Origin of the sequence: Nocardia goodfellowii, from assembly GCF_017875645.1 — a bacterium.
GTDB lineage: Bacteria > Actinomycetota > Actinomycetes > Mycobacteriales > Mycobacteriaceae > Nocardia > Nocardia goodfellowii.
Genome location: NZ_JAGGMR010000001.1, coordinates 2,219,505 through 2,238,252 on the forward strand (window position 1 = coordinate 2,219,505; position 18,748 = coordinate 2,238,252).

The window sequence follows — 18,748 nt, forward strand, 5'->3', positions numbered from 1 at the left end:
GCGGCGGGCAGCGACGCGTGGTCAGGCGATCCGGAGACCGGTCTCGAGATCACCGTCGAGCAGAGCCGCACCGAGCGTGGTCAGCTGGTGCCGCATGGCGTTGCGGTGCCGCTGGCTGTCGATCAGCCCGGCTTCCCGCAGGATCGAGGCGTGCTCGCTCGCGGTGGCGGGGGTGACGCCGAGTTGACGCGCGAGTTCGGTGGTGCTGCACCCCTCGGCGATCGCCTGCAGCGCGGCGGCACGGGTACGGCCGAGCAGGGCGTTGAGGGCTTCGTTGGGTGTGCGCGGGCCCCAGGCCGTCGCGAAGTCGGCCATGTCCCGGATGGCCGGCACGACCATGGTCAGCGGCAGGGTCTCGTCCACGGTGGAGTGCAACAGGATCGGCTCCGGCCACACGAACAGCGCGGGCACCAGCACCAGTCCGCGGCCGTCGAGGTGGCGGTCACGGCAGACCCGGCGGGTGGCGACCTCCAGCACCGGTGCGCGCCAGCGCGCGTACGGCGCGAGGGTGGCGAACAGGCCTTCGACGCCCTCGGTGGCCATCGTGCGGGCCATGCGGTCGACGGCCACGTCGAGGTAGGACTGCACATGGGTCCAGCGGTCGGCGAACGCCACCGAGTGAAAGGACTCGAAGGCGGCCGCGACTTCGCTCAGGGTGCGGTTGTCGCGGTCCGGCAGGTTCGCCGCCCAGTCCGGCAGACGCATTGTCGGCGGCCACAATTCGCAGTTCGCCGCGCCGATCACCTCGCGGCGCAGCTCCTCGCGGGACGCCAGGTGCAGCGCGGTGATGCCCTCGGACATGGTCCGCGCGCCGCGGGTCGGGGTGATCAGGTCGAGGAACGAGCCGTCGGCGGGCACGAGATCGGCGAGGACGCCGAAGTTCTCCGGCATCGCGGTGACCACCTGCGAGCGCCAGCCCTCGAAAAGCGCTGTGCGAGAACGCTGTACGGTCCGGGTGGCGAGTAGCGTCTCACCGAGCGCGCCGAGCGGCGCGCCGACGCGGACTCGCGACAGATCGTCGGGCGTGAAGTACAGCCGCTTCATCCGGTACCTCGCAATCTCTCGCTGGTCACGCTACGCGCGCTCACCGCCGCCCGCGGCCCGGCGCCGGATTGAACGGATCGAGTTCGATCAGCATTTCCGGTACCGAGGGCGGTTCGGGGGCGAACGGCGCGGCACGGCGGAACCGCGTGCCCCGCAGCCATTCCCGCCCGCGCCGCCACACATCCACCGCGCTGTCCACGAACACCAGCGGGGCTAACCCGTCGGCACGCACAGCTGCCTGGTTCATCATCTTCAGCCTCCTGGTTAGCTTCTGTTCAGAAGCGTAGGAACCGGTGGGCCACCGCGCACCACCATTAGGCCCTGGCCGAAACATCAGGGTCATCCCGGAGGCGCGACCGGGTCCTACCTGCGACGATCGGCCGGTGAGACTTCCTGGGCTGCTCTTGGTTTCCGCGCCGCTGTGCATCGCCGGTTACGGCGTGATCCGGCTCGCGGGGCGCGCCGACGGGCATTACGGTCCCGGCTCCGACTGGCAGGCCGCCCACCTGTTCGGCCTGCTCGGCATGGTGCTGTTCATCCCGGTGGTGCGAAATCTCGCCGCCGAACTCCCGCCGAGCCGTCCGCGCACCGGAATCGTCGTGGCGACGCTGATCGGCTTGGCCGCCACCATCGTCCAGTTCACCGCGGACATCTCCTTCGCGGCGCTGGCCGACACCAAGGCCGACATGTCACGGCTGAGCCACCAGTTCTCCGACATCCCCGGTGTGCGCTCAGCCTTCTATACCGTTGGGCCGCGACTGTTCTTCCTCGGCCTGATCGTGCTCGTCTGCATGCTGGCCTGGCGGAAGGCACTGCCGAAGTGGAGCCCGCCCCTGTTGCTGGCGGGCATCCTCCTCTCCGCGTTCAGCCTCGATTTTCTTCCGCTCACCGGTGCGGCCATCCTTCTGGCGCTGCTGCCCCTGGCCGAGCGGGATGTGCTGGGACGTATGCGTTTACGCGTCGGCCGCTGAGCCGAACCAGTAGGCCAGCGCCGCGCGCAGCGTGGCCGCGGCGGTGTCGGCGGGCTCACCGATCGCGGCGGCCCAGGCGATGTAGCCGTCCGGGCGGATCAGCAGGGCGTCGGCCGGCCGGGTGTCGGACTCGGCGGTGTGCGGGTCGACGCGATGCGCCCACTGCTGGGCGATCGCGCGGAGTTCCGGCCGGTCGGCGAGATCGAGGAAGATCGGTCGTCCGGTGGGCATCAGCGCGGCGACGCTGGTCGTGCCCTGCTCGGTGCGCAACGGGAGATCGGGTGCGAAAGTGCCGGTCAGGGCGTGATGTTCGGCGTCGGGCAGCGGATAGCGGAGATCGGTGCCCGCGATCATGGCGCCGACCCGGCGCGCGGCCGGCTCGTCGGCGAGCAACTCCTGCACGATCTCGCGCAGCGCGTCGGCGGCCGAGTCGATGCCGCGCCGCAGCGCCACCTGTGCCCGGGTCTGCTGCCGGGCGCGAGCGCCGCCGAAATGACGTTCCTCGTGATAGGTGTCCAGCAGTCCGGCCGGAGCCCAGCCCTGGACCGCGGCCGCCAGCTTCCAGGCGAGGTTGACCGAGTCGATCATGCCGACATTGAGCGCGGTGCCGGTGGCGGGCAGCAGGTGCGCCGCATCCCCGGCCAGCAGGACTCGCCCGTCGCGGTAGCGTTCGGCCTGCCGGTCCTTGAAGGTGAAGCGGGACAACCGTGTCGGTTCCGACATGGGCAGCTCCGCGCCCAGCACCCGGCGCACGCTGTCGGCGAGTTCGGTCATGGTCAGGGGCTCATCGTCGTCGTAGTCGGCGGTGTCGTCCTCGACGGTCTGCAGGAATACGCCGCCGGGGTTGGCCGCGAACGCGAACATGCCGCGCTCGGTCCGGTTGAAGCCCGCCGGGACCACGCCCAGTCCCGGGATGTCGAGGTCCCCGTTCGCCAGGAGTACCGAAGCCGGCACGCTGACCTGCGCGACTCGATTGACTTCCGGATAGGTGGTGCCGGGGAACTCGATTCCGGCGAGGTCGCGGATCCGGCTGCGCCCGCCGTCGCAACCGACCAGGTACTGGGCGGTCAGCTGGTATGGCCCGTCCGGGCCCTGGACCTCGGCGGTCACCGCGGCCGGGCGCTGGCTGAGGCCGACCACCTGGTGGCCCCGGCGGATTTCCGCGCCGAGCTCCTGGGCTCGTTCCCCGAGTAGTCGCTCGATGTCCCGCTGCGGCAGCGGCACGGCCCGCAGCGGCGGATCGGCCAGCTGGGTGAGATCCAGATGCACGCCGCCGAACGGAAAGCGCGGTGGCAGATGCGGATTCCCGCTGGCGGCTTCGAAACGGTCCAGAATGCCCCGGTTGCGCAGCACGTCCAGGATCTGCCCGGCGATACCGCTGGCCTTGGGCACATCACGGGGCTGCGCGTGCTTCTCCAGCACCAGCGGCCGGACTCCGGCCAGACTCAGCTCGGCGGCCAGCGTCAGCCCGGCCGGACCGGCACCCACGATGATCACGTCGATATTCGTCACTCGTTACTCCCAAATCGCAGGTTCTGGCTAGGCGGGCAATTCTGCGGCATGACCGGGGTCTTGCCGCAAGCCCCCAGGTGCGCTATACCTTGAGAAGGGGAAACGATCGGATGTTCGCGGTCCGGCAAATTTCAGGCCTCGGTGGTGCCGGGGGTTCCGTCTTCCACGATGTAGCTCGCGCGCGTGTCTATCGGCGCGCCCGGGCGGGTGACGTAGGGGACGACGCGGAAGTCGGTGCGGCACAAGGATTTCTCCACCGTCAGCCGTAGATAGCCGCGCTGCGCGTTGAAGAATTTCAGGTCCGGATTGGCGGCCAGCAGCCGGCGACCGTGCTCGGTGAGATCGGCGCCGTCGCCGTTGGTGCTGATCGACGTGCCGGTGAATTCGGCCCCCACCACGGGTGCGTCCGGGCGGGCGAAGTCGCTGCGGAGGTTCCCCGCGCAGTTCTCGTGCTTGTCGCCGGTGAGGACGACGAGATTGCCGGCCTGCCGCGTGGCGGCCGCGCCGAGCACGGCGTTGCGGTCGGCGACATAGCCGTCCCACGCGTCGGTGGAGACGCGGACATCCGGGCCCGGATCGGTATCGACCTCGCCCATCGCCACCTGATTGCCCAGCAGCTGCCACCGCGCGGGTGAGCCGGTGAGTCCGTCGATCAGCCAATCGCGTTGTGCCGCACCCAGAATGCTGCGATCGGTGGCGAAACGCTCACTGCAGCCGGTGACCGGATTGTGGCTGCAGGGGATCGCGGACCGGTACTGGCGGGTGTCGAGCATGGTCACCTCGGCGAGGTCGCCGAAACGGTAGCGGCGGTGCAGGCGCATATCCGGGCCGGACGGGAGTTGCGCCAGGCGCAGCGGCTGGTGCTCGTACATGGCTTGGAAGGCGCCCGCCCGGCGGCGCTGGAAAAGCGGCGGCAGCGCGGAGATGTCGAAGCCCAGGCCCGGATTGTCACCGGCCCAATTGTTGTCCACCTCGTGATCGTCCATGGTGACCAGCCAGGGGAACGCGGCGTGCGCGGCTTGCAACGGCTGCTCGGCTTTGACCTGGGCGTAACGCAGCCGGTAGCCGCGCAGGTCGACGGACTCGCCCCGCTCGAAGGCGTAGGGCGGGGTGCCTTCTCGGCGGTGGTTCCACGCTCGCTCGTAGATGTAGTCGCCCAGGTGCAGCACCAGATCGACGTCCTCGCGACTCATGTGCTCGTAGGCGGTGTAGTACCCCGACGCCCAGGACTGGCAGGAAGCGACGGCCAAACGCATTCGGGCCGTGGCGGTTCCGGCGGCCGGGGCGGTGCGGGTGCGCCCGGTCGGAGAGATCGCCGAGCCGGCGCGGAAGCGGTAGAAGTACCACCGGTCCGGCTCCAGCCCGTGCACTTCCGGATGCACGCTGTGCCCGAGTTCGCGGGTGGCGACGGCGGAACCGCGCGTGACGACCTGCCGGAAGCCCTCGTCGGCGGCGACCTCGTAGTCCACGGTGACCGGCCGGCGCGGCATGCCGCCGAGTCCGTCCGGCGCGAGCGGATCCGGAGCCAGCCGCGTCCACAGCACCACACCGTCGGGCAGCGGATCGCCCGACGCCACACCCAACCTGAACGGATCGGTTCCGGCCCAGCGCGGCGCCGGAAAGCGCGCGCTGCTCGCCGTCGCCGCACCCGCGAGCCCGGCGATACCGAACGCCAGCACCGCGCGCCGTGACAAAGACATACATCAGGGTACGTGCGGCGGGCCTGGGTATCCCGGCAGACATGACCGCTGCCCGCCCCCTGCACCCGTTCGACGTCGACACCACCGTGGGCCGGATCCACGGGGCGCGGGCCGGCGCGGGGCCGCCGCTGCTCCTGCTGCACGGCCTGCCGCAAACCCATCTGATGTGGTCCGCGGTCGCCCGGCAGCTCGCCGATCGGTACACCGTCATCGCCACCGACCTGCGCGGTTACGGCCACAGCGCCGCACCCGAGTCCACGGACTATTCGATGCGGTCGCTGGCGGCCGAACAGGTCGAGGTGATGACCCGGCTGGGTTTCGACCGATTCCACGTCGCGGGCCATGATCGTGGGGCGCGCTGCGCGTACCGGATGGCCATCGATCATCCCGAGCGGGTGCGGCGGCTGGCCGTGCTGGACATCATCCCGACCGCCGACGCCTTCGACAGCGCCGATCACCGGTTCGCCCTGGGCTTCTGGGTATGGAGCTTCCTCGGCGCGCCCGCGCCCATCCCCGAGCGTCTGCTCGCCGGGGACCCGCACTCGTTCGTCGACCATCTGCTGGAGACCTGGGCCGCCCCCGGCTTCACCTTCCCCGAGGACGCGCGCGCGGCCTACCGCGCCCAATTCGACGATCCGGCCCGCGTGCACGCCATCTGCGAGCAATACCGTTGCGCCGCAACCACGGACACCGCACTCGACCGGGCCGACCGTCCGCGTCGTCCGATCGAGTGCCCGACCCTCGTCCTGTGGAGCGCCTCGGGCGCGGTCGATCAGTGGTACGACCCGCTGGCGGTCTGGGGCCGGTGGGCCGCCGATGTCGCGGGCGAGGCGCTGCCGGGCGGTCATTTTCTCCCCGAAGAGGTTCCCGACGTGGTCGCCGAGCAGTTCCGGGCGTTCTTCGCCGAGGTACCGGACAGCCGTCCAGGGGCCCCTCAGTAAGCTGACGGCTCCACTCCGACCCCGGGAAAGAGATCATGGCGCAGTTCGAGAACGTCAGCGTGGCGAAGAAGGCCAACGTGTACTTCGACGGAAAGTGCGTCAGCCACGCGCTGACCCTGGCCGACGGCACCAGCAAGTCGGTCGGCGTCATCCTGCCCGCCACCCTCACGTTCACCACCGGCGCGCCGGAGATCATGGAGCTCATCGAGGGCGAGTGCAAGGTGACCCTGGCGGGCGCGACCGAGCCGGTCACCTACCGCGGCGGCGAATCGTTCGAGGTCCCGGGCGACAGCTCGTTCCAGATCGAGGTTCTCGACACCGTGCACTACGTCTGTCACTTCGGCTAGCCCGCAGTCCGCCTCGCGCCGCAGCCACGGTCACTGCCGGTTTCGCTGCGGAGCCGACTTACTGATGCTAGCGTGCTATAGCGAAATCGCGGCTGGCGCAGCAGGATTCAGCGAGGGGTGGGGACGAGTGCCCGGTTCAGGCGAGATCGACCGTCGGCGACGGCTGAAGCGGGTCACCACGTTGCGCCCGAAGCGGCCACCGAGCACGCGCCAGCGCATCGCCGGCCGGGTGGTAGCCGCGGTCACCGGTCTTGGGCGTACCTCCAAGGTCGTCATCGGATTGGCCGTAGCCGCGCTGGTCAGTGGAGTCGTGGGCTTGGTGATGACAAATTTCGGGCCCGCCCTCGGAGATGCGTTGCGGTCCGGTCCGGAGATCCGCGTCGCAGTGCACCATGGGATCGGCAGGGTGGGCAACATCTATGTTCTGCCTGGTCGGCTCGCTGGTGAGCCGGACACCGTACCCACGGCGGCCGCCGATCTGCGGAAACTGTTGGTGGCGAACCAAGCCACCATCGTCGGTCCGTTGCGAGTCAAAATCGTGCTGGAGGGCGCCCGGACTCAAACGGTGTCGATATTGGATATCGCCGTACGGGTGGTGGAGAAGAAGCCGGCACTGAATGGGACATTGTTGAGATTTCCGCTACAGGGCGCCGAACAGAATTTGGACGCCTGTGTAGACCTATCCAGCACCGCGCCGCGGGTCGTCAAACGCGGAGAGGATGGCGCGTGTCCGGTACCTGGCAGAAGCTTCTTCGACGGAACCCGCATAGACCTCAAACTCGGTGAGCAATACATCGTCGATGTGGAGGTCGAACCGATGGCGCCTGAACCGGAGGTTGCGGCATCGTATAAATTTGAATTCATCATCACCGGTGTGGCATCCGGCAAACTTTTCGAGATGACTGTCGGAAACAGCGGGTCACCGTTCTCCGTTTCCGACTATGCCGACAGATATGGGGCCGTGTATACACCGGTCGGTGATATCAATGTGGTCAAAAAGGTGGACGCAGCCCAATTCTGTAGTCCCACCTGTAGCCGGCCGCGCGGATGAAGCCGGCGAACGTTGCCATCGCCCTGGTTTCTACCACCGTTTTGGCTGCCGCAGTGATTTTCGGCGTCCGGATGGTAGTGCGAAGTGACGAGCATGTGTACTCGACGGCCTTGCATTACCGCGGTGAGATCAAGGACGGACATGAATTCGGCCTCAGCCCGGACGGCAAAGCGATATATGTCGTAAAGAACCCGCTGAACTCGCGCGTCCACAATTCTGTCGGCTTCTGGGAGGTCGCCGGCTTGCGCGAGTTCGCTGTTATTACGTGCGACAACGGTGAGCGAAATTTTCTGGGTCTGCAACCCGATAATGTTCGAGCCCTGACGGTCAGTCCGGATGGGCGCGAGTTGGCTGTAGGCGGAGGCTGTGGAGCGCGTCCTGGGAGGGACAGCTTCGGAGAGAGCGCCATCCAGATATGGAATATCGAGAATCGCTTCTTGATCAAGACACTCCGGATCGATAAATTTGCCGTATATTCGAGCATCGATTATAGCGGTGACGGCAAGATGATCTACGCCGTGGGCACAAGCCAAGGACGTGCCGCCGTGGACGTCTGGAATGTCGCGGATTCGCGTCGTGTCGCACGGCTGAGCACCGAAGCCGATGGATTCGTGACGAGTGCCGCCGTTTCCGAAAGCGGCGAATATATTGCGACGGCTACCGGCTCGGAAAGCGGAAAAGACGGGCGCGTCGCGATATGGGATTTGCGGACATATCAGCGAATTAATGGATTCGATATCCATGGTATACGGAAATTTGTGTTCCATCCCAACGGAAGACTTCTCATCGCGGGCGCCAACGACTCCACCATTCAAATCATTGACATGCAGTCGAAAAAGACTGTTCGTAGAATGTATGTGCCGCTGCAATGCGAGCACAACCGTATCGACTCGATTGCCGTCAGTCCAGATGGTCATACAGTTGTCGGAGCTGGCTACAACATGCCGGCCATCTTCTGGTCTACGGCGGACGGTAAAGTCCGTCACACCGCCCCAAATCAATGTAGAGCCAATGATTCCGAATCTGGCTACGCTGGCCGCCTGGCATTCAGCCGCAACGGTTCGCTCTTCGCCATGCAGCAAGCCGGGGTTATCACACTTTGGCACCACGAGCGCAATCCGTCCGGGTAACTGGCGCAGGAGGCCAACGCTGGGCTGGAGCCCGCACCGCACCGGGCAGGTTTAAGCTCCGCCGATCGCGGCATGCCCCGTAGAGAGTCTTCCGCGATCGGAAAGGAGCTGCTCATGTCGGGTCGGCTGGAAAATGTCCGGGTTCTGATCATCACCTCCAACACCGGGGTCGAGCGAGACGAGCTGGTGGTGCCGCTCGGGCAGCTGCGGGCGCTGGGCGCGCAGGTGATCCACGCGGCGCCGAAGAACGAAGGTGTGCGGACGTTCCGGCACGATACGCAGCCCGACGAGGAGCTGCAGCCGGACGCATCCCTCGACGACGTGCAGGTCGGCGATTTCGAAGTACTGGTGGTCCCCGGCGGCACGGTGAACGCCGACAAGCTGCGGCTCGAGGAGCGGGCGGTGACGCTGGCGAAGGATTTCGCCGCGGCCGGCAAGCCGATCGCGGCGATCTGCCACGGTCCGTGGCTGCTGGTGGAAGCGGGCCTGGTCCCGGGCAAGACGCTGACCTCGTATCAGTCGGTCCGCACGGACATCACCAATGCCGGCGGCAAGTGGGTGGACGAGTCCGCGGTGCGGTCGCCGGAGGACGGCTGGATGCTCATCACCTCCCGCAACCCCGACGACCTGGGCGATTTCGTCGAGGCCATCAGCGAAGTGGCGGAATCGAAGTAGCGGCGGGTTTCGCTCGGTGCCATCGCTCACATACTGGGAGCAACTTCGTCGCCGCGGGCGGTGCGCCGGTCCCGGGCGGCGAGTTAGCGCACGCCGTCGGCCCGCGCGTTGCGCTCGACGCTGAAGTACGTCTTGTCTTGGGGCAGTGCCCAATTCGGCCCGACAAAGAACTGCCGGGCGGTCTCGTCGCCGAAGGCGAGGTAGCGCAAATAGGCGACCGCGGTGCCCGCCGACGGGTAGGCGTCGAGGCTGTCCACCGGCGAGAAGTGGCTGACCCCACGGGCATTGGCGATCCACGCCGGGGCGGCGGAGAACAGGTTGTACTGCCACCAGCGCACCCACGCGAAGTCCGGCACCACCCAGTCGTTGTAGCCGGTGAGGAACAGCGTGGGCACTTCGATCAGCGCGCCGACCGCCAGCGGTCCGGGTTCGATGGCCAGTACGCCCGCCACCCGCAGCGCGGGATCGATGGACGCGGCGACGCGGGGGAACAACGTCCCGGCCTGCAGCGCGGCCTGGCCGCCCGCGGAATGCCCGCCGAAGACGGTGCGGCTCAGGTCGATCTTGTTGTGCAGCGGGGAGTTCGGATCCCGGTGGGCGACGAGGGCCGCCGCCACGCCCAGCGCGGGTACATGGGCCAGCGAGTTGACGAAGTCGTACGGGATCGTCACCACGAAGCCGTGACTGACCCACTGCCGGGCCAGCGCGTCGTACATGCCCGGATTGGAATTGATCCCGCCGGTGAACACCAGCAGCGGGGCGCTGGTCAGGTCGGCGATGTCGGCCGGGTAGTAGGTGTTGACCCCGACCGGTGACTCCAGGCCGTTGGGGAACGCCTGCGTGCAGGTCATGTCGTCCCGATTCCCGAACAGATGCACCACGACGTGCTGCACCATCCCGAAGACCGATTCCTGGCAGGGGTTGGTTCGGACGGCGGTCGCGACGGGATGGGGTCCGGTGGTGTTGAACAGGCTCTGGGCGGTGGTGCCGGGGGAGATGTCCTCGGCCGCGGCGGTTCCGGCGGCGCAGACCGCGACCGCGGTCAGTGCGACCGCCGTCGCCGTGCGCAGACGTGCGCGAAAGTTCATTTTTGGACCACCTTGTCCATTACGTCCCCGCAGGGCTCCCCGTAGCTTGTGAAACCATGCGGTCTCGCATTTCAGAAGATACCCGGATGTGTCCCGCGACACAATGCGGCCCTGGGGCGCGGCCGGGCAAACGTTAGCTATGGATTCGCTTGCAGCGCAGAAGCATCCGCCGTGCCGTTAGCTGGCGGAGGTCAGGCAGGGCGGTTGCCGGGACGCCGCCGGAGCGTCTGCCGGACATTTGTCCAGTTCAATGCCGGTGCCGAGCCGACGACGCGAGGTGCCGGCGAACGCGACCCGCCGGCTCGGGTTGATAGCATGGCGTTTCTAGCCGACCGGATGCGGGCAGCGAACCGGAATGCCACCGCGAGAGAGTCCTTTCCATGCAGTTTGAAATAGTCGAGCGGGACGAGACGTGGGTCGCCGGACTGCCGGTCCGAAGCCCGAAGCGCGCGCTCGGAGAACTGCGCGACCACGATCTCGAAGCGGCCTGGGCGGCAGTGCTGCACCAGGATCTCGGCGGTCCGCTGGCCAGTGCCTTCACCGATTACACCGGTGAACTCAGCACCTACAACACCCAGATCGTCGGGTATCAGTGCAGCTCTTTCGACCAGGTCACCCGAGGTCACCTGGTGGCCCGGCTGCCGCGCGGCACCTACGCCCGCTTCTCCTCGGTCGGCAACTTCCCCCAGGTGATGACGGACCTGTGGACCCAAATCGCCTACGCCGAGGAGCACAAGCAGATCAAGCGCACCTACACCGGCGACTTCGAGTGCTACCCGCACGCCTACAAGATCGAGTTCTACCTCGCGGTCGAGGGGTCATGACTTACACCATCGCGGTTCGCAACGCGGCGATCTACGGCGGCTTGGTGGTGCCCCGGGTGCGCCCCAGCTTCAAGGTCAGCAACAGTGATCTGATCGAGTTCCTCAAAGATCGACTGCGCGAACGTTCCGGCGACAAGCAGCCGATGTACACGGTGTACGTGCCGGACCCGGCGGGCAACTACAACGCCATCGTCTGCTTCGAATACGCTGCGCCGGAAGCCGTTCCGGTGGGTGACCTGCTGGTCCAGGTGCCCAAGGGCGTCTACGCGCGGTTCGAGCCGAACGGGGATTATCACGACCCGGTGGAGGACGTGTGGGCCCAGGTCGATGACGCGACGGCGTCGGCGGAGATCACCCGCGCCTACCGCGAGGAGATCGAGATCTGGCGCGGCCCGCAGTCGGTCGAGCTGTTCATCTCGATCCTGATCTAATTGCCGAAAGTTAACTAAATTGGAACCGACTGGTCTCTAGATTCCAGCATTACCACCTCCATGATCGTTTGACCTGCGGGAATTTCCGGACGCCCGATTAGTTTTCGGGAGATTAGCCAGACGCCTGGTCAATTCCTGCCGGATGACGGATACTGCCCTAGGCAAACCACGCCCGGCAGCCATGGATCGGAGGACGTGCGCAGGCATGAACGGTGACGTCGGTCCCGGCGTGGACTATCGCCCGCTGATCCTCGACGAGTCGGCGCCCGGCGATGCGCCCATGCTCGCGCAACTGCGCAAATCGGCCCGGATTCGCATCCTCGATCTGCGCGACCCGCTGCGCCGGGAGCTCGGCAAGATCACGAACCCCATCGAGGCCGAACCCACGGACCGCTGGGTGTACTACCCGTGGCGGCGCACCATGGTCGGGCTGCTGGACGAAACCTCCTTCCGCGCCCTGCGGCTGGACCGCAACCGCAACAAACTCACCCGCGCCGAACAGCGGCGATTGAGCGAGCAGCGGATCGGCGTCGTCGGACAGAGCGTCGGCCACGCCTGCGCGTACACCATCGCCCTCGAAGGCGGCTGCGGCATGCTGCGGCTGGCCGATTTCGACGAGATCGAGCTCTCCAACCTGAATCGGGTGCCGGGCAACATCTTCGACATCGGTGTGAACAAATCGATCGTCACCGCCCGGCGCATCGCCGAACTCGACCCGTACCTGCCGGTGGAGGTCCGCACGTCCGGCATCACCGAGGATTCCGTCGAGGAATTCCTCACCGGGCTCTCGATCGTCATCGAGGAATGCGATTCGCTGGACATCAAATTCGCGGTCCGCGAAGGCGCGCGGCGGCACCGCATTCCCTTACTCATGGAGACCAGCGACCGCGGGTTGTTCGATGTCGAACGCTACGACCTGGAACCCGGGCGGCTGCCGTTCCACGGCCTGCTCGGCGCCACCACCGGCGCGGACCTGCGTGGCCTGAGCACCAAAGACAAAGCGCCGCACGTCATGCGAATTTTGGACCCCGGCCAGCTGTCCGCGCGGATGGCGGCGAGCTTGGTCGAGATCGACGAAACCGTCACGACCTGGCCGCAACTCGGCGGCGAAGTGCAACTGGGCGCGGCGATCGTGGCGGCGGCCGTGCGCCGAATCGGGTTGGGGCACAAGCTTTCCTCCGGCCGCGTGCGCGTCGACCTGGAACACGGGCTGGACGCGCTGGCCGAACCGGAGCCGGACGAGGAGCCGCTGCTCGACGCGCACCGGCCGGTGTCGGCCGCGGCGCCCGGCACGCCGATCGAACGAGTGCTCGAATGCGCGCAGCGCGCCCCGTCCGGGGGCAATACCCAGCCATGGGTGCTGCGCGGCGACGACGCCGAACTCCGGATGGAACTGGTGCGCACGCGATCCTCGGCACTGGATATCGGGTATCGGGGCAGCGCCGTCGCGATCGGCGCGGCCCTGCACAACGCCCGAGCCGCGGCGGCCGCGCACGGCATCCTGGGACCACACCGCGTCCGCGAGGACGAGGCCGGCGCGCTCACCGCGAGCATGCGGTTCGGCTCCGGCGATGACGCTCTGCTGGCCCGGGACTATCCGGCTGCCTTGTCCCGGGAAACGAACCGGCGTCTCGGCAATGGTGCGGCGATCTCGGGTCGGGTACTCGCGAGCCTGGCCACGGCGGCCGCGGCCGAGGGCGCGAAGATCCGCTACGTCACCGACCGCGCCGATATCGACCAGGCCGCTGACCTGCTCGGCAACTCCGACCGGATCCGCTATCTCACCCCGCGCCTGCACGAAGAACTGTTCGCCGAACTGCGCTGGCCGGGGGAGGATCCGCTGACCGGCATCGACGTCCGCAGCCTCGAACTCACCCCCGTCGAGCAGGCCAAACTGCGGATGGCCCGGCGCTCGGACGTGATGGCGCGACTGCGCGAATGGTCGGCCGGTCACGCGCTCGGCGAATACACCCGGGACCGGGTGAACTCCAGCTCCGCCGTGCTCGCGGTGACCTTGCCCTGTCCCGAGGGCCCCCCGACTCGCGGCGACTATGTCCGGGCCGGCGCGGCCGCCCAGCGGGTGTGGCTCGAGGCCGGACGCCGAGGTCTCGCCGTGCAACCTGTCTCGCCGGTGTACCTCTACGCACGGCAACCTGACGAGTTGGTCGCGATTTCCCCCGATTTCGCGGATACACTGACTTCACTTCAGGGCCGTTTCCTGGACCTGCTAGGAGTGCCTCGACATGAGATCATGGCATTGGTGCTTCGCCTGAGCTACGCGGCAGCAGCCACGGTCCGCAGTAGGCGGCTCCCCTCCGGGGAGGGCCTTCGGCGCAGCCCGTGGGGCGGTTCGCAACAGTCGGGCGCGGGCGACCGCAGCTAGCACGATCGGAGACAGGGTGCCTCGCCGAACGCTCGACTCGTTGGTGACCGAAGTCGCCGCCGAGTTGATGGGCGTCGACGCCACGACCATGGTGGCGGCGAGCGAACGCGTGCTGGCCAAACTGGTCGAGCATTTCGACGTCGACTTCAGCTATCTCCGCCACACCGAGCGCGACCGCCGGGCCACCGTGCTGATCGCGGAATGGCCGCACCGTGCCGAGGTCCCTGATCCGGACCCGCTGAAAGTCGTCTACTTCGAGCACGCCGACTCGGTCTTCCGGGAACTCGAACACGCGATCGAGCCGATCATCGTGCGCCCCGACGTGCAGTCCGCCGACTACCAGGAGACGATCCGCCGGTCCTCCGGCATCCCGACCGTCGCGATGGCCGCGGTGCCGCTGATCTCGCGCGGTGAATCCACCGGCGTCCTCGGCTTCATCAAACAGGGCGACCGGGATTGGAGCACCCGGGAACTCAATGTGCTCAAGGCGATCGCCGCGTTGTTCGCCCAGGTGCAGGCGCGTGTGGTGGCGGAGGAGCGACTGCGCTACATCGCGCTGCACGACGATCTGACCGGGCTGGCGAATCGGCGGGCGCTGCTCGAACACATGGAGGAGCGTCTGCGCGCGGGCGCGCCCGGTCCGGTGGCGGCGCTGTTCCTGGATCTGGACCGGTTGAAGGCGCTGAACGACTTTCTCGGGCACACCGCCGGGGACAACTTCATCCGCACCCTGTCGTCGCGGCTGCGCGAGAATCTCGACACGCACGACATGATCGCCCGGCTGGGCGGGGACGAGTTCGTCATCGTGCCCGCGAAACCGATGGACGCGGTCGCGGCCGAACTGGAAGCCACACGGATACAGCAGCTCATCGGACGGCGGGTGACAGTCGGCGGGGAATCCGTCAGCCGGGGCGCGAGCGTCGGTGTGGCCGTGGGCATTCCCGGCGAGACCACGGTTGCCGACGTGCTGCGCCGGGCCGATCACGCGTTACTGTCGGCGAAGTCCGGCGGCGGCAACGGGGTCGCGGTATTCACCGACGCGATGCGGGCCCAGTTCGAACTGCAGGACGACGTGGAGTTGAACCTGCGCGGCGCGGTCTCGGACGGGTCGCTGCTGCTGCATTTCCAGCCGGAGGTCGACCTGCGCACCGGCCGGATCGTGGCGCTGGAAGCGCTGGTCCGCTGGATGCACCCGACCCGCGGTATGTTGCCGCCCGCCGCGTTCGTCACCGTCGCCGAAGCCACGAATCTCGCGGGCGAACTGGGCCGCTGGGTGATCCGCTCGGCCTGCGCGCAGTTCGCCGAGTGGCGCCGGCGCGGCCTGGCCTCCAATGTCGTGATGCGCATCAATGTCTCGCCGGTGCAGCTGGTCAGTCTGGACTTCGTGGAGCGGATCGAGGACATCCTGCGCCTGTTCGGCATCGACGGCAGTTCGGTCTGCCTGGAGATCACCGAACATGTCGTCGTGCAAGATCTCGCGCGCACCCAGGTGACGCTGCGCGGGTTGAAGCGGATGGGCGTGCAGATCGCCATCGACGATTTCGGCACCGGTTACAGCTCGCTGTCGCATTTGAAGGCCCTGCCGGTGGACGCCGTGAAGATCGACCGCGGCTTCGTCCAGCGCCTGGGCGCGAGCACCGACGACCTCGCCATCGTGAAGTCCATCATCGGCCTGGCGGGTTCCTTCGGCCTCGGCGTCGTCGGTGAGGGCGTGGAAACCGCCGTCGCCGCCCGCACCCTCGTCGGCCTCGGTTGCTATCGCGCGCAAGGTTTCCTGATCGCCCGCCCGATGCCCGCCGACGAGGTCGAGGAGCACCTCGCGGTCGGCCGCATCCCGCTCGACCTGGAACTTCCCCGGGCGGGCCGCGGCACCGCGCCGCGCTGAGCGGCGCGAACGGTTCTTTCTCCTCCTGTTCACTCCACGTTGCGCTGTACGGCCCCCGCGAACACCGCGTCCGTTGAACGATCGGTGGGTGCGCATAGTCCAACTGGCGAACTTCTACGGACCGCGATCGGGCGGACTGCGCACCGCCCTGCATCATTTGGGCGAGGGTTACGTCGCGGCGGGCCATGAGGTGGTGCTGATCGTGCCCGGCGCGCGCCGCACCGAGGAGATGCTGCCGACCGGCGTGCTGCGGATTACCTTGCCCGCCTTGCCGATTCCCGGGACCGGCGGCTATCGCGCCGCCGATCCGCGCCGCGTCGCGGATGTCCTGTCCGGGCTCGGGCCCGACGTCCTGGAGGTATCGGATCGCCTGACGCTGCGCGGTTTCGGTCGCTGGGCGCGCCGCCGGGACGTGACCGGGGTGATGATCTCGCACGAGCGGCTCGACCGCTTGCTCGGTCAGATCATGCCGGGCCCCGCCGCGCGAAGGCTCGCCGACCTGGCCAATCGGCGCACCGCGCGGGATTACGAAATCGTCGTCTGCACCACCGATTTCGCGCGGGCGGAATTCGAGCGGATCGGCGCGCCGAACGTCGAATTGGTCCCGCTCGGAGTCGATCTCGACCTGTTCAGCCCGCACCGCCGCGACGGCCGGCTGCGGGCGAACCTGGGCGTCCCCGGGCACCCGCTGCTGGTGCACTGCGGCCGGTTGTCGGTGGAGAAGCGGGTGGACCGCAGTATCGAGGCGGTCGGTGAACTGCGCAGGTCGGGCACCGAGGTCCGCCTGATAGTCGCCGGTGACGGTCCGCGGCGGGAGGCCCTGGAACGTCGCGCCCGCACGGTGCCCGCCCTGTCCGGAGGCCGGCCCGCCGTCCACTTCACCGGCTTCATCACCGACCGCGCCATGGTCGCGAAACTGCTTGCCACCGCCGACATTTCCCTCGCACCGGGTCCGCACGAAACCTTCGGCCTGGCCGCCCTCGAAGCCCTCGCCGCCGGCACGCCGGTGGTGGCCAGCCGGTCCTCGGCCCTCGCCGACATCGTCACGCCCGACTGCGGCGCCGTCGCCGCCGACGACCCCGCCGCCTTCGCCGATGCCGTCACCGACGTGCTCGCCCTGCCGCCCGCGGACCGCAGAAAAGCGGCCCGCACCCGGGCGGAGCAGTTCACCTGGCCCCGCGCGGTCGACCGCATGCTCTCCGTCCTCCAGCGCTAGCCGCGGGACCCCAGAATTGGGGGGTGTGACAGCTGCGGAATCCGGCTATACGTGCGGGAATGGGCAGTAGCCTCCGGGGACAGTGAAACGGCTATGAGAATGGAGTCGCGGTGCGCGGGTTGAGGCGGCGGCGGACCGAGGTGCGGGGCGCGAAGACTCTGGTGACCGGCGCGGCGAGTGGGATCGGCCGGGCGACCGCCCTGGCCGCGGCCGGCGCGGGAGCCGAACTCGTACTCACCGATATCAACGCGGCGGGGCTGGCGGAGACCGGCGCGCTGATCCGGTCCGCGGGCGGCGTCGTATTGGCCGCGCGCGCACTGGATATCACCGACTACGACGCCGTGACAGCCTTCGCTGAGGAGGTGCATGCCGCGCACGGCAGTCTCGACATCGTCATGAACGTCGCGGGTCATTCCATCTGGGGAACCGTGGAGAACCTGGAGCATCAGCACTGGCGGCGAATGGTCGAGGTGAATCTGATGGGGCCGATTCACGTGATCGAGAGCTTCGTGCCCGAGATGGTGCGCGCGGGCCGGGGCGGCGCGCTGGTGAACGTGTCCTCGGCCGCGGGCTTGATCGCGTTGCCGTGGCACGCGGCCTACAGCGCGGGCAAGTACGGCATCCGGGGCGTGTCCGAGGTGCTCCGATTCGACTTGGAGCCGCACGGGATCTCGGTGCATCTGGTGGCGCCCGGGGCGGTGAACACTCCGCTGGTGCGGTCGTTCGAGCTGGTCGGGATCGACAAGGAAGAACCCCGGGTCGCCCGGCTCACAACGGAATTCACCAAGCACGCGGTACCGCCGGAGAAGGTGGCGCGGGCCATCCTCACCGGTATCGAGCGCAATCGGTTCCTCGTCTACAGCTCGCCGGACATCCGGTTCGGCTACTGGTGGGCCCGGAAGTTCGCTCTGCCTTACGAATTCGTGATCCGGCGGATGAGCGCGCGGTTCAACCGGCTGCTGTCTGCGTCCCGGGCTCGCAGTTGACGGCGTTCTTCCCGGGCGGGCAGTTGATGTGGGTATCCAGGACGACGGCGCCCGGACCCTGCGCACCGAGCTGATCGCGCTCGTTCACCAGTTTGCAACTGCCCAGCGACAGGCAGCCGCAGCCGATGCACCCGGTCAGGTTGTCGCGCAAGCGAATCAGCTGGGTGATCCGATCGTCGAGGTCGCTGCGCCAGGTGGTGGACAGAGTTTCCCAGTCGCGACGGGTGGGCGTGCGGCCCTCGGGGAGCTTGTCCAGGGCCGCGCGAATCTCGCTGAGCGGTATGCCGACTCGCTGCGAGATACGGATGAATGCCACGCGCCGCAAGGTTTCTCGCGCGTAGCGGCGTTGGTTGCCGCTGGTCCGGCGGCTGGTGATCAGGCCCTCGCGTTCGTAGAAGTGCAACGCGGAGACCGCCACTCCGCTACGCTCGGACAGCTGCCCGGGGGTCAGCTCCTTTGTTCGCCAATCGGCTGTCGTCATGCACGCTCCTCCGTTCACCTAAACAATACTTCAGGTTAGGGTGGGCTGGGGGCGGAATCGGGGCAGCCCCCCGTGAACCGCAC

18 protein-coding genes are annotated in these 18,748 nt (G+C 67.8%); 12 read left to right on the forward strand and 6 right to left on the reverse strand.

Annotation, left to right across the window (positions count from 1 at the left end):
* Window positions 1-21: 21 nt before the first annotated feature.
* Both BJ987_RS09760 and BJ987_RS09765 read right to left on the reverse strand, forming a co-directional pair.
* Window positions 22-1,044: a winged helix-turn-helix domain-containing protein gene (locus BJ987_RS09760; RefSeq protein WP_209887123.1), complete on the reverse strand. Its 1,023-nt coding sequence runs from the start codon at window positions 1,042-1,044 to the stop codon at window positions 22-24.
* Window positions 1,045-1,084: 40 nt separating this feature from the next.
* Complete coding sequence (locus BJ987_RS09765) at window positions 1,085-1,291, reverse strand: hypothetical protein (protein ID WP_209887126.1); 207 nt, start codon at window positions 1,289-1,291, stop codon at window positions 1,085-1,087.
* A gap of 136 nt (window positions 1,292-1,427) precedes the next feature.
* Between BJ987_RS09765 and BJ987_RS09770 the strand changes: the two genes are divergently transcribed.
* A complete protein-coding gene (locus BJ987_RS09770; protein WP_209887129.1) occupies window positions 1,428-2,015 on the forward strand; it encodes a hypothetical protein in 588 nt (195 codons plus the stop codon).
* Here the strand turns inward: BJ987_RS09770 and BJ987_RS09775 are convergent.
* A complete protein-coding gene (locus BJ987_RS09775; RefSeq protein ID WP_209887133.1) occupies window positions 1,998-3,527 on the reverse strand; it encodes an FAD-dependent monooxygenase in 1,530 nt (509 codons plus the stop codon). The two genes, BJ987_RS09770 and BJ987_RS09775, sit on opposite strands and share 18 nt — an antisense overlap.
* Window positions 3,528-3,658: 131 nt before the next feature.
* On the reverse strand, window positions 3,659-5,227 hold the full coding sequence (locus BJ987_RS09780; protein WP_209887136.1) for an alkaline phosphatase D family protein: 1,569 nt from the start codon (window positions 5,225-5,227) through the stop codon (window positions 3,659-3,661).
* Between the two features lie 41 nt (window positions 5,228-5,268).
* Between BJ987_RS09780 and BJ987_RS09785 the strand changes: the two genes are divergently transcribed.
* The 5 genes from BJ987_RS09785 to BJ987_RS09805 all read left to right on the forward strand — a co-directional run bounded on the left by BJ987_RS09785 (window position 5,269) and on the right by BJ987_RS09805 (window position 9,371).
* Entirely contained in the window at window positions 5,269-6,168 is a 900-nt protein-coding gene (locus BJ987_RS09785) for an alpha/beta hydrolase (protein WP_209887139.1), read from the forward strand.
* Window positions 6,169-6,203: 35 nt separating this feature from the next.
* Window positions 6,204-6,515, forward strand: a complete 312-nt coding sequence (ppnP, locus tag BJ987_RS09790) for a pyrimidine/purine nucleoside phosphorylase (RefSeq protein WP_209887142.1) — start codon at window positions 6,204-6,206, stop codon at window positions 6,513-6,515.
* 127 nt (window positions 6,516-6,642) lie between these two features.
* Window positions 6,643-7,566 carry a hypothetical protein gene (locus BJ987_RS09795; protein ID WP_209887145.1) on the forward strand — a complete coding sequence of 308 codons (924 nt, stop codon included), beginning with the start codon at window positions 6,643-6,645 and terminating at the stop codon, window positions 7,564-7,566.
* Window positions 7,563-8,696 carry a WD40 repeat domain-containing protein gene (locus tag BJ987_RS09800; protein ID WP_209887148.1) on the forward strand — a complete coding sequence of 378 codons (1,134 nt, stop codon included), beginning with the start codon at window positions 7,563-7,565 and terminating at the stop codon, window positions 8,694-8,696. The genes BJ987_RS09795 and BJ987_RS09800 overlap by 4 nt, the downstream gene beginning before the upstream one ends.
* 114 nt (window positions 8,697-8,810) lie before the next feature.
* The gene (locus BJ987_RS09805; RefSeq protein ID WP_209887151.1) at window positions 8,811-9,371 is read left to right on the forward strand and encodes a type 1 glutamine amidotransferase domain-containing protein; all 561 of its coding nucleotides are present in this window, start codon (window positions 8,811-8,813) and stop codon (window positions 9,369-9,371) included.
* A gap of 83 nt (window positions 9,372-9,454) precedes the next feature.
* Here BJ987_RS09805 and BJ987_RS09810 read toward each other — a convergent pair whose 3' ends face one another.
* Complete coding sequence (locus BJ987_RS09810) at window positions 9,455-10,459, reverse strand: poly(ethylene terephthalate) hydrolase family protein (protein WP_209887154.1); 1,005 nt, start codon at window positions 10,457-10,459, stop codon at window positions 9,455-9,457.
* 380 nt (window positions 10,460-10,839) lie between these two features.
* Here BJ987_RS09810 and BJ987_RS09815 point away from each other — a divergent pair, with 380 nt between their 5' ends.
* The 6 genes from BJ987_RS09815 (at window position 10,840) to BJ987_RS09840 (ending at window position 18,184) form a co-directional block, all read left to right on the forward strand.
* The gene (locus BJ987_RS09815; RefSeq protein WP_209887158.1) at window positions 10,840-11,283 is read left to right on the forward strand and encodes a GyrI-like domain-containing protein; all 444 of its coding nucleotides are present in this window, start codon (window positions 10,840-10,842) and stop codon (window positions 11,281-11,283) included.
* Window positions 11,280-11,714: a GyrI-like domain-containing protein gene (locus BJ987_RS09820; RefSeq protein ID WP_209887163.1), complete on the forward strand. Its 435-nt coding sequence runs from the start codon at window positions 11,280-11,282 to the stop codon at window positions 11,712-11,714. The genes BJ987_RS09815 and BJ987_RS09820 overlap by 4 nt, the downstream gene beginning before the upstream one ends.
* A gap of 205 nt (window positions 11,715-11,919) precedes the next feature.
* Window positions 11,920-14,097 (forward strand): Rv1355c family protein, encoded by a 2,178-nt coding sequence (locus BJ987_RS09825; protein ID WP_209887166.1) that lies wholly within the window; start codon window positions 11,920-11,922, stop codon window positions 14,095-14,097.
* 67 nt (window positions 14,098-14,164) lie between these two features.
* Window positions 14,165-15,982, forward strand: a complete 1,818-nt coding sequence (locus BJ987_RS09830) for a putative bifunctional diguanylate cyclase/phosphodiesterase (protein ID WP_209898125.1) — start codon at window positions 14,165-14,167, stop codon at window positions 15,980-15,982.
* A gap of 88 nt (window positions 15,983-16,070) precedes the next feature.
* Window positions 16,071-17,198 (forward strand): glycosyltransferase, encoded by a 1,128-nt coding sequence (locus BJ987_RS09835; protein WP_209887169.1) that lies wholly within the window; start codon window positions 16,071-16,073, stop codon window positions 17,196-17,198.
* A gap of 119 nt (window positions 17,199-17,317) precedes the next feature.
* Window positions 17,318-18,184 carry an SDR family oxidoreductase gene (locus BJ987_RS09840; protein WP_245366756.1) on the forward strand — a complete coding sequence of 289 codons (867 nt, stop codon included), beginning with the start codon at window positions 17,318-17,320 and terminating at the stop codon, window positions 18,182-18,184.
* On the opposite strand, the gene soxR is transcribed toward BJ987_RS09840, so the two are convergent.
* Complete coding sequence (gene soxR, locus BJ987_RS09845; RefSeq protein WP_209887172.1) at window positions 18,147-18,665, reverse strand: redox-sensitive transcriptional activator SoxR; 519 nt, start codon at window positions 18,663-18,665, stop codon at window positions 18,147-18,149. The genes BJ987_RS09840 and soxR overlap by 38 nt on opposite strands.
* Window positions 18,666-18,748 lie beyond the last annotated feature (83 nt).

Excerpts from the sequence above, each read along its gene's own strand:
- BJ987_RS09810 (WP_209887154.1), bottom strand. The coding sequence starts at position 10,459 with ATGAACTTTCGCGCACGTCTGCGCACGGCGACGGCGGTCGCACTGACC.
- BJ987_RS09830 (WP_209898125.1), top strand. The coding sequence starts at position 14,165 with ATGGGCGTCGACGCCACGACCATGGTGGCGGCGAGCGAACGCGTGCTG.
- BJ987_RS09800 (WP_209887148.1), top strand. The coding sequence starts at position 7,563 with ATGAAGCCGGCGAACGTTGCCATCGCCCTGGTTTCTACCACCGTTTTG.
- BJ987_RS09805 (WP_209887151.1), top strand. The coding sequence starts at position 8,811 with ATGTCGGGTCGGCTGGAAAATGTCCGGGTTCTGATCATCACCTCCAAC.
- BJ987_RS09820 (WP_209887163.1), top strand. The coding sequence starts at position 11,280 with ATGACTTACACCATCGCGGTTCGCAACGCGGCGATCTACGGCGGCTTG.
- BJ987_RS09785 (WP_209887139.1), top strand. The coding sequence starts at position 5,269 with ATGACCGCTGCCCGCCCCCTGCACCCGTTCGACGTCGACACCACCGTG.
- BJ987_RS09760 (WP_209887123.1), bottom strand. The coding sequence starts at position 1,044 with ATGAAGCGGCTGTACTTCACGCCCGACGATCTGTCGCGAGTCCGCGTC.
- BJ987_RS09825 (WP_209887166.1), top strand. The coding sequence starts at position 11,920 with ATGAACGGTGACGTCGGTCCCGGCGTGGACTATCGCCCGCTGATCCTC.
- soxR (WP_209887172.1), bottom strand. The coding sequence starts at position 18,665 with ATGACGACAGCCGATTGGCGAACAAAGGAGCTGACCCCCGGGCAGCTG.
- BJ987_RS09765 (WP_209887126.1), bottom strand. The coding sequence starts at position 1,291 with ATGAACCAGGCAGCTGTGCGTGCCGACGGGTTAGCCCCGCTGGTGTTC.
- BJ987_RS09815 (WP_209887158.1), top strand. The coding sequence starts at position 10,840 with ATGCAGTTTGAAATAGTCGAGCGGGACGAGACGTGGGTCGCCGGACTG.
- BJ987_RS09780 (WP_209887136.1), bottom strand. The coding sequence starts at position 5,227 with ATGTCTTTGTCACGGCGCGCGGTGCTGGCGTTCGGTATCGCCGGGCTC.
- ppnP (WP_209887142.1), top strand. The coding sequence starts at position 6,204 with ATGGCGCAGTTCGAGAACGTCAGCGTGGCGAAGAAGGCCAACGTGTAC.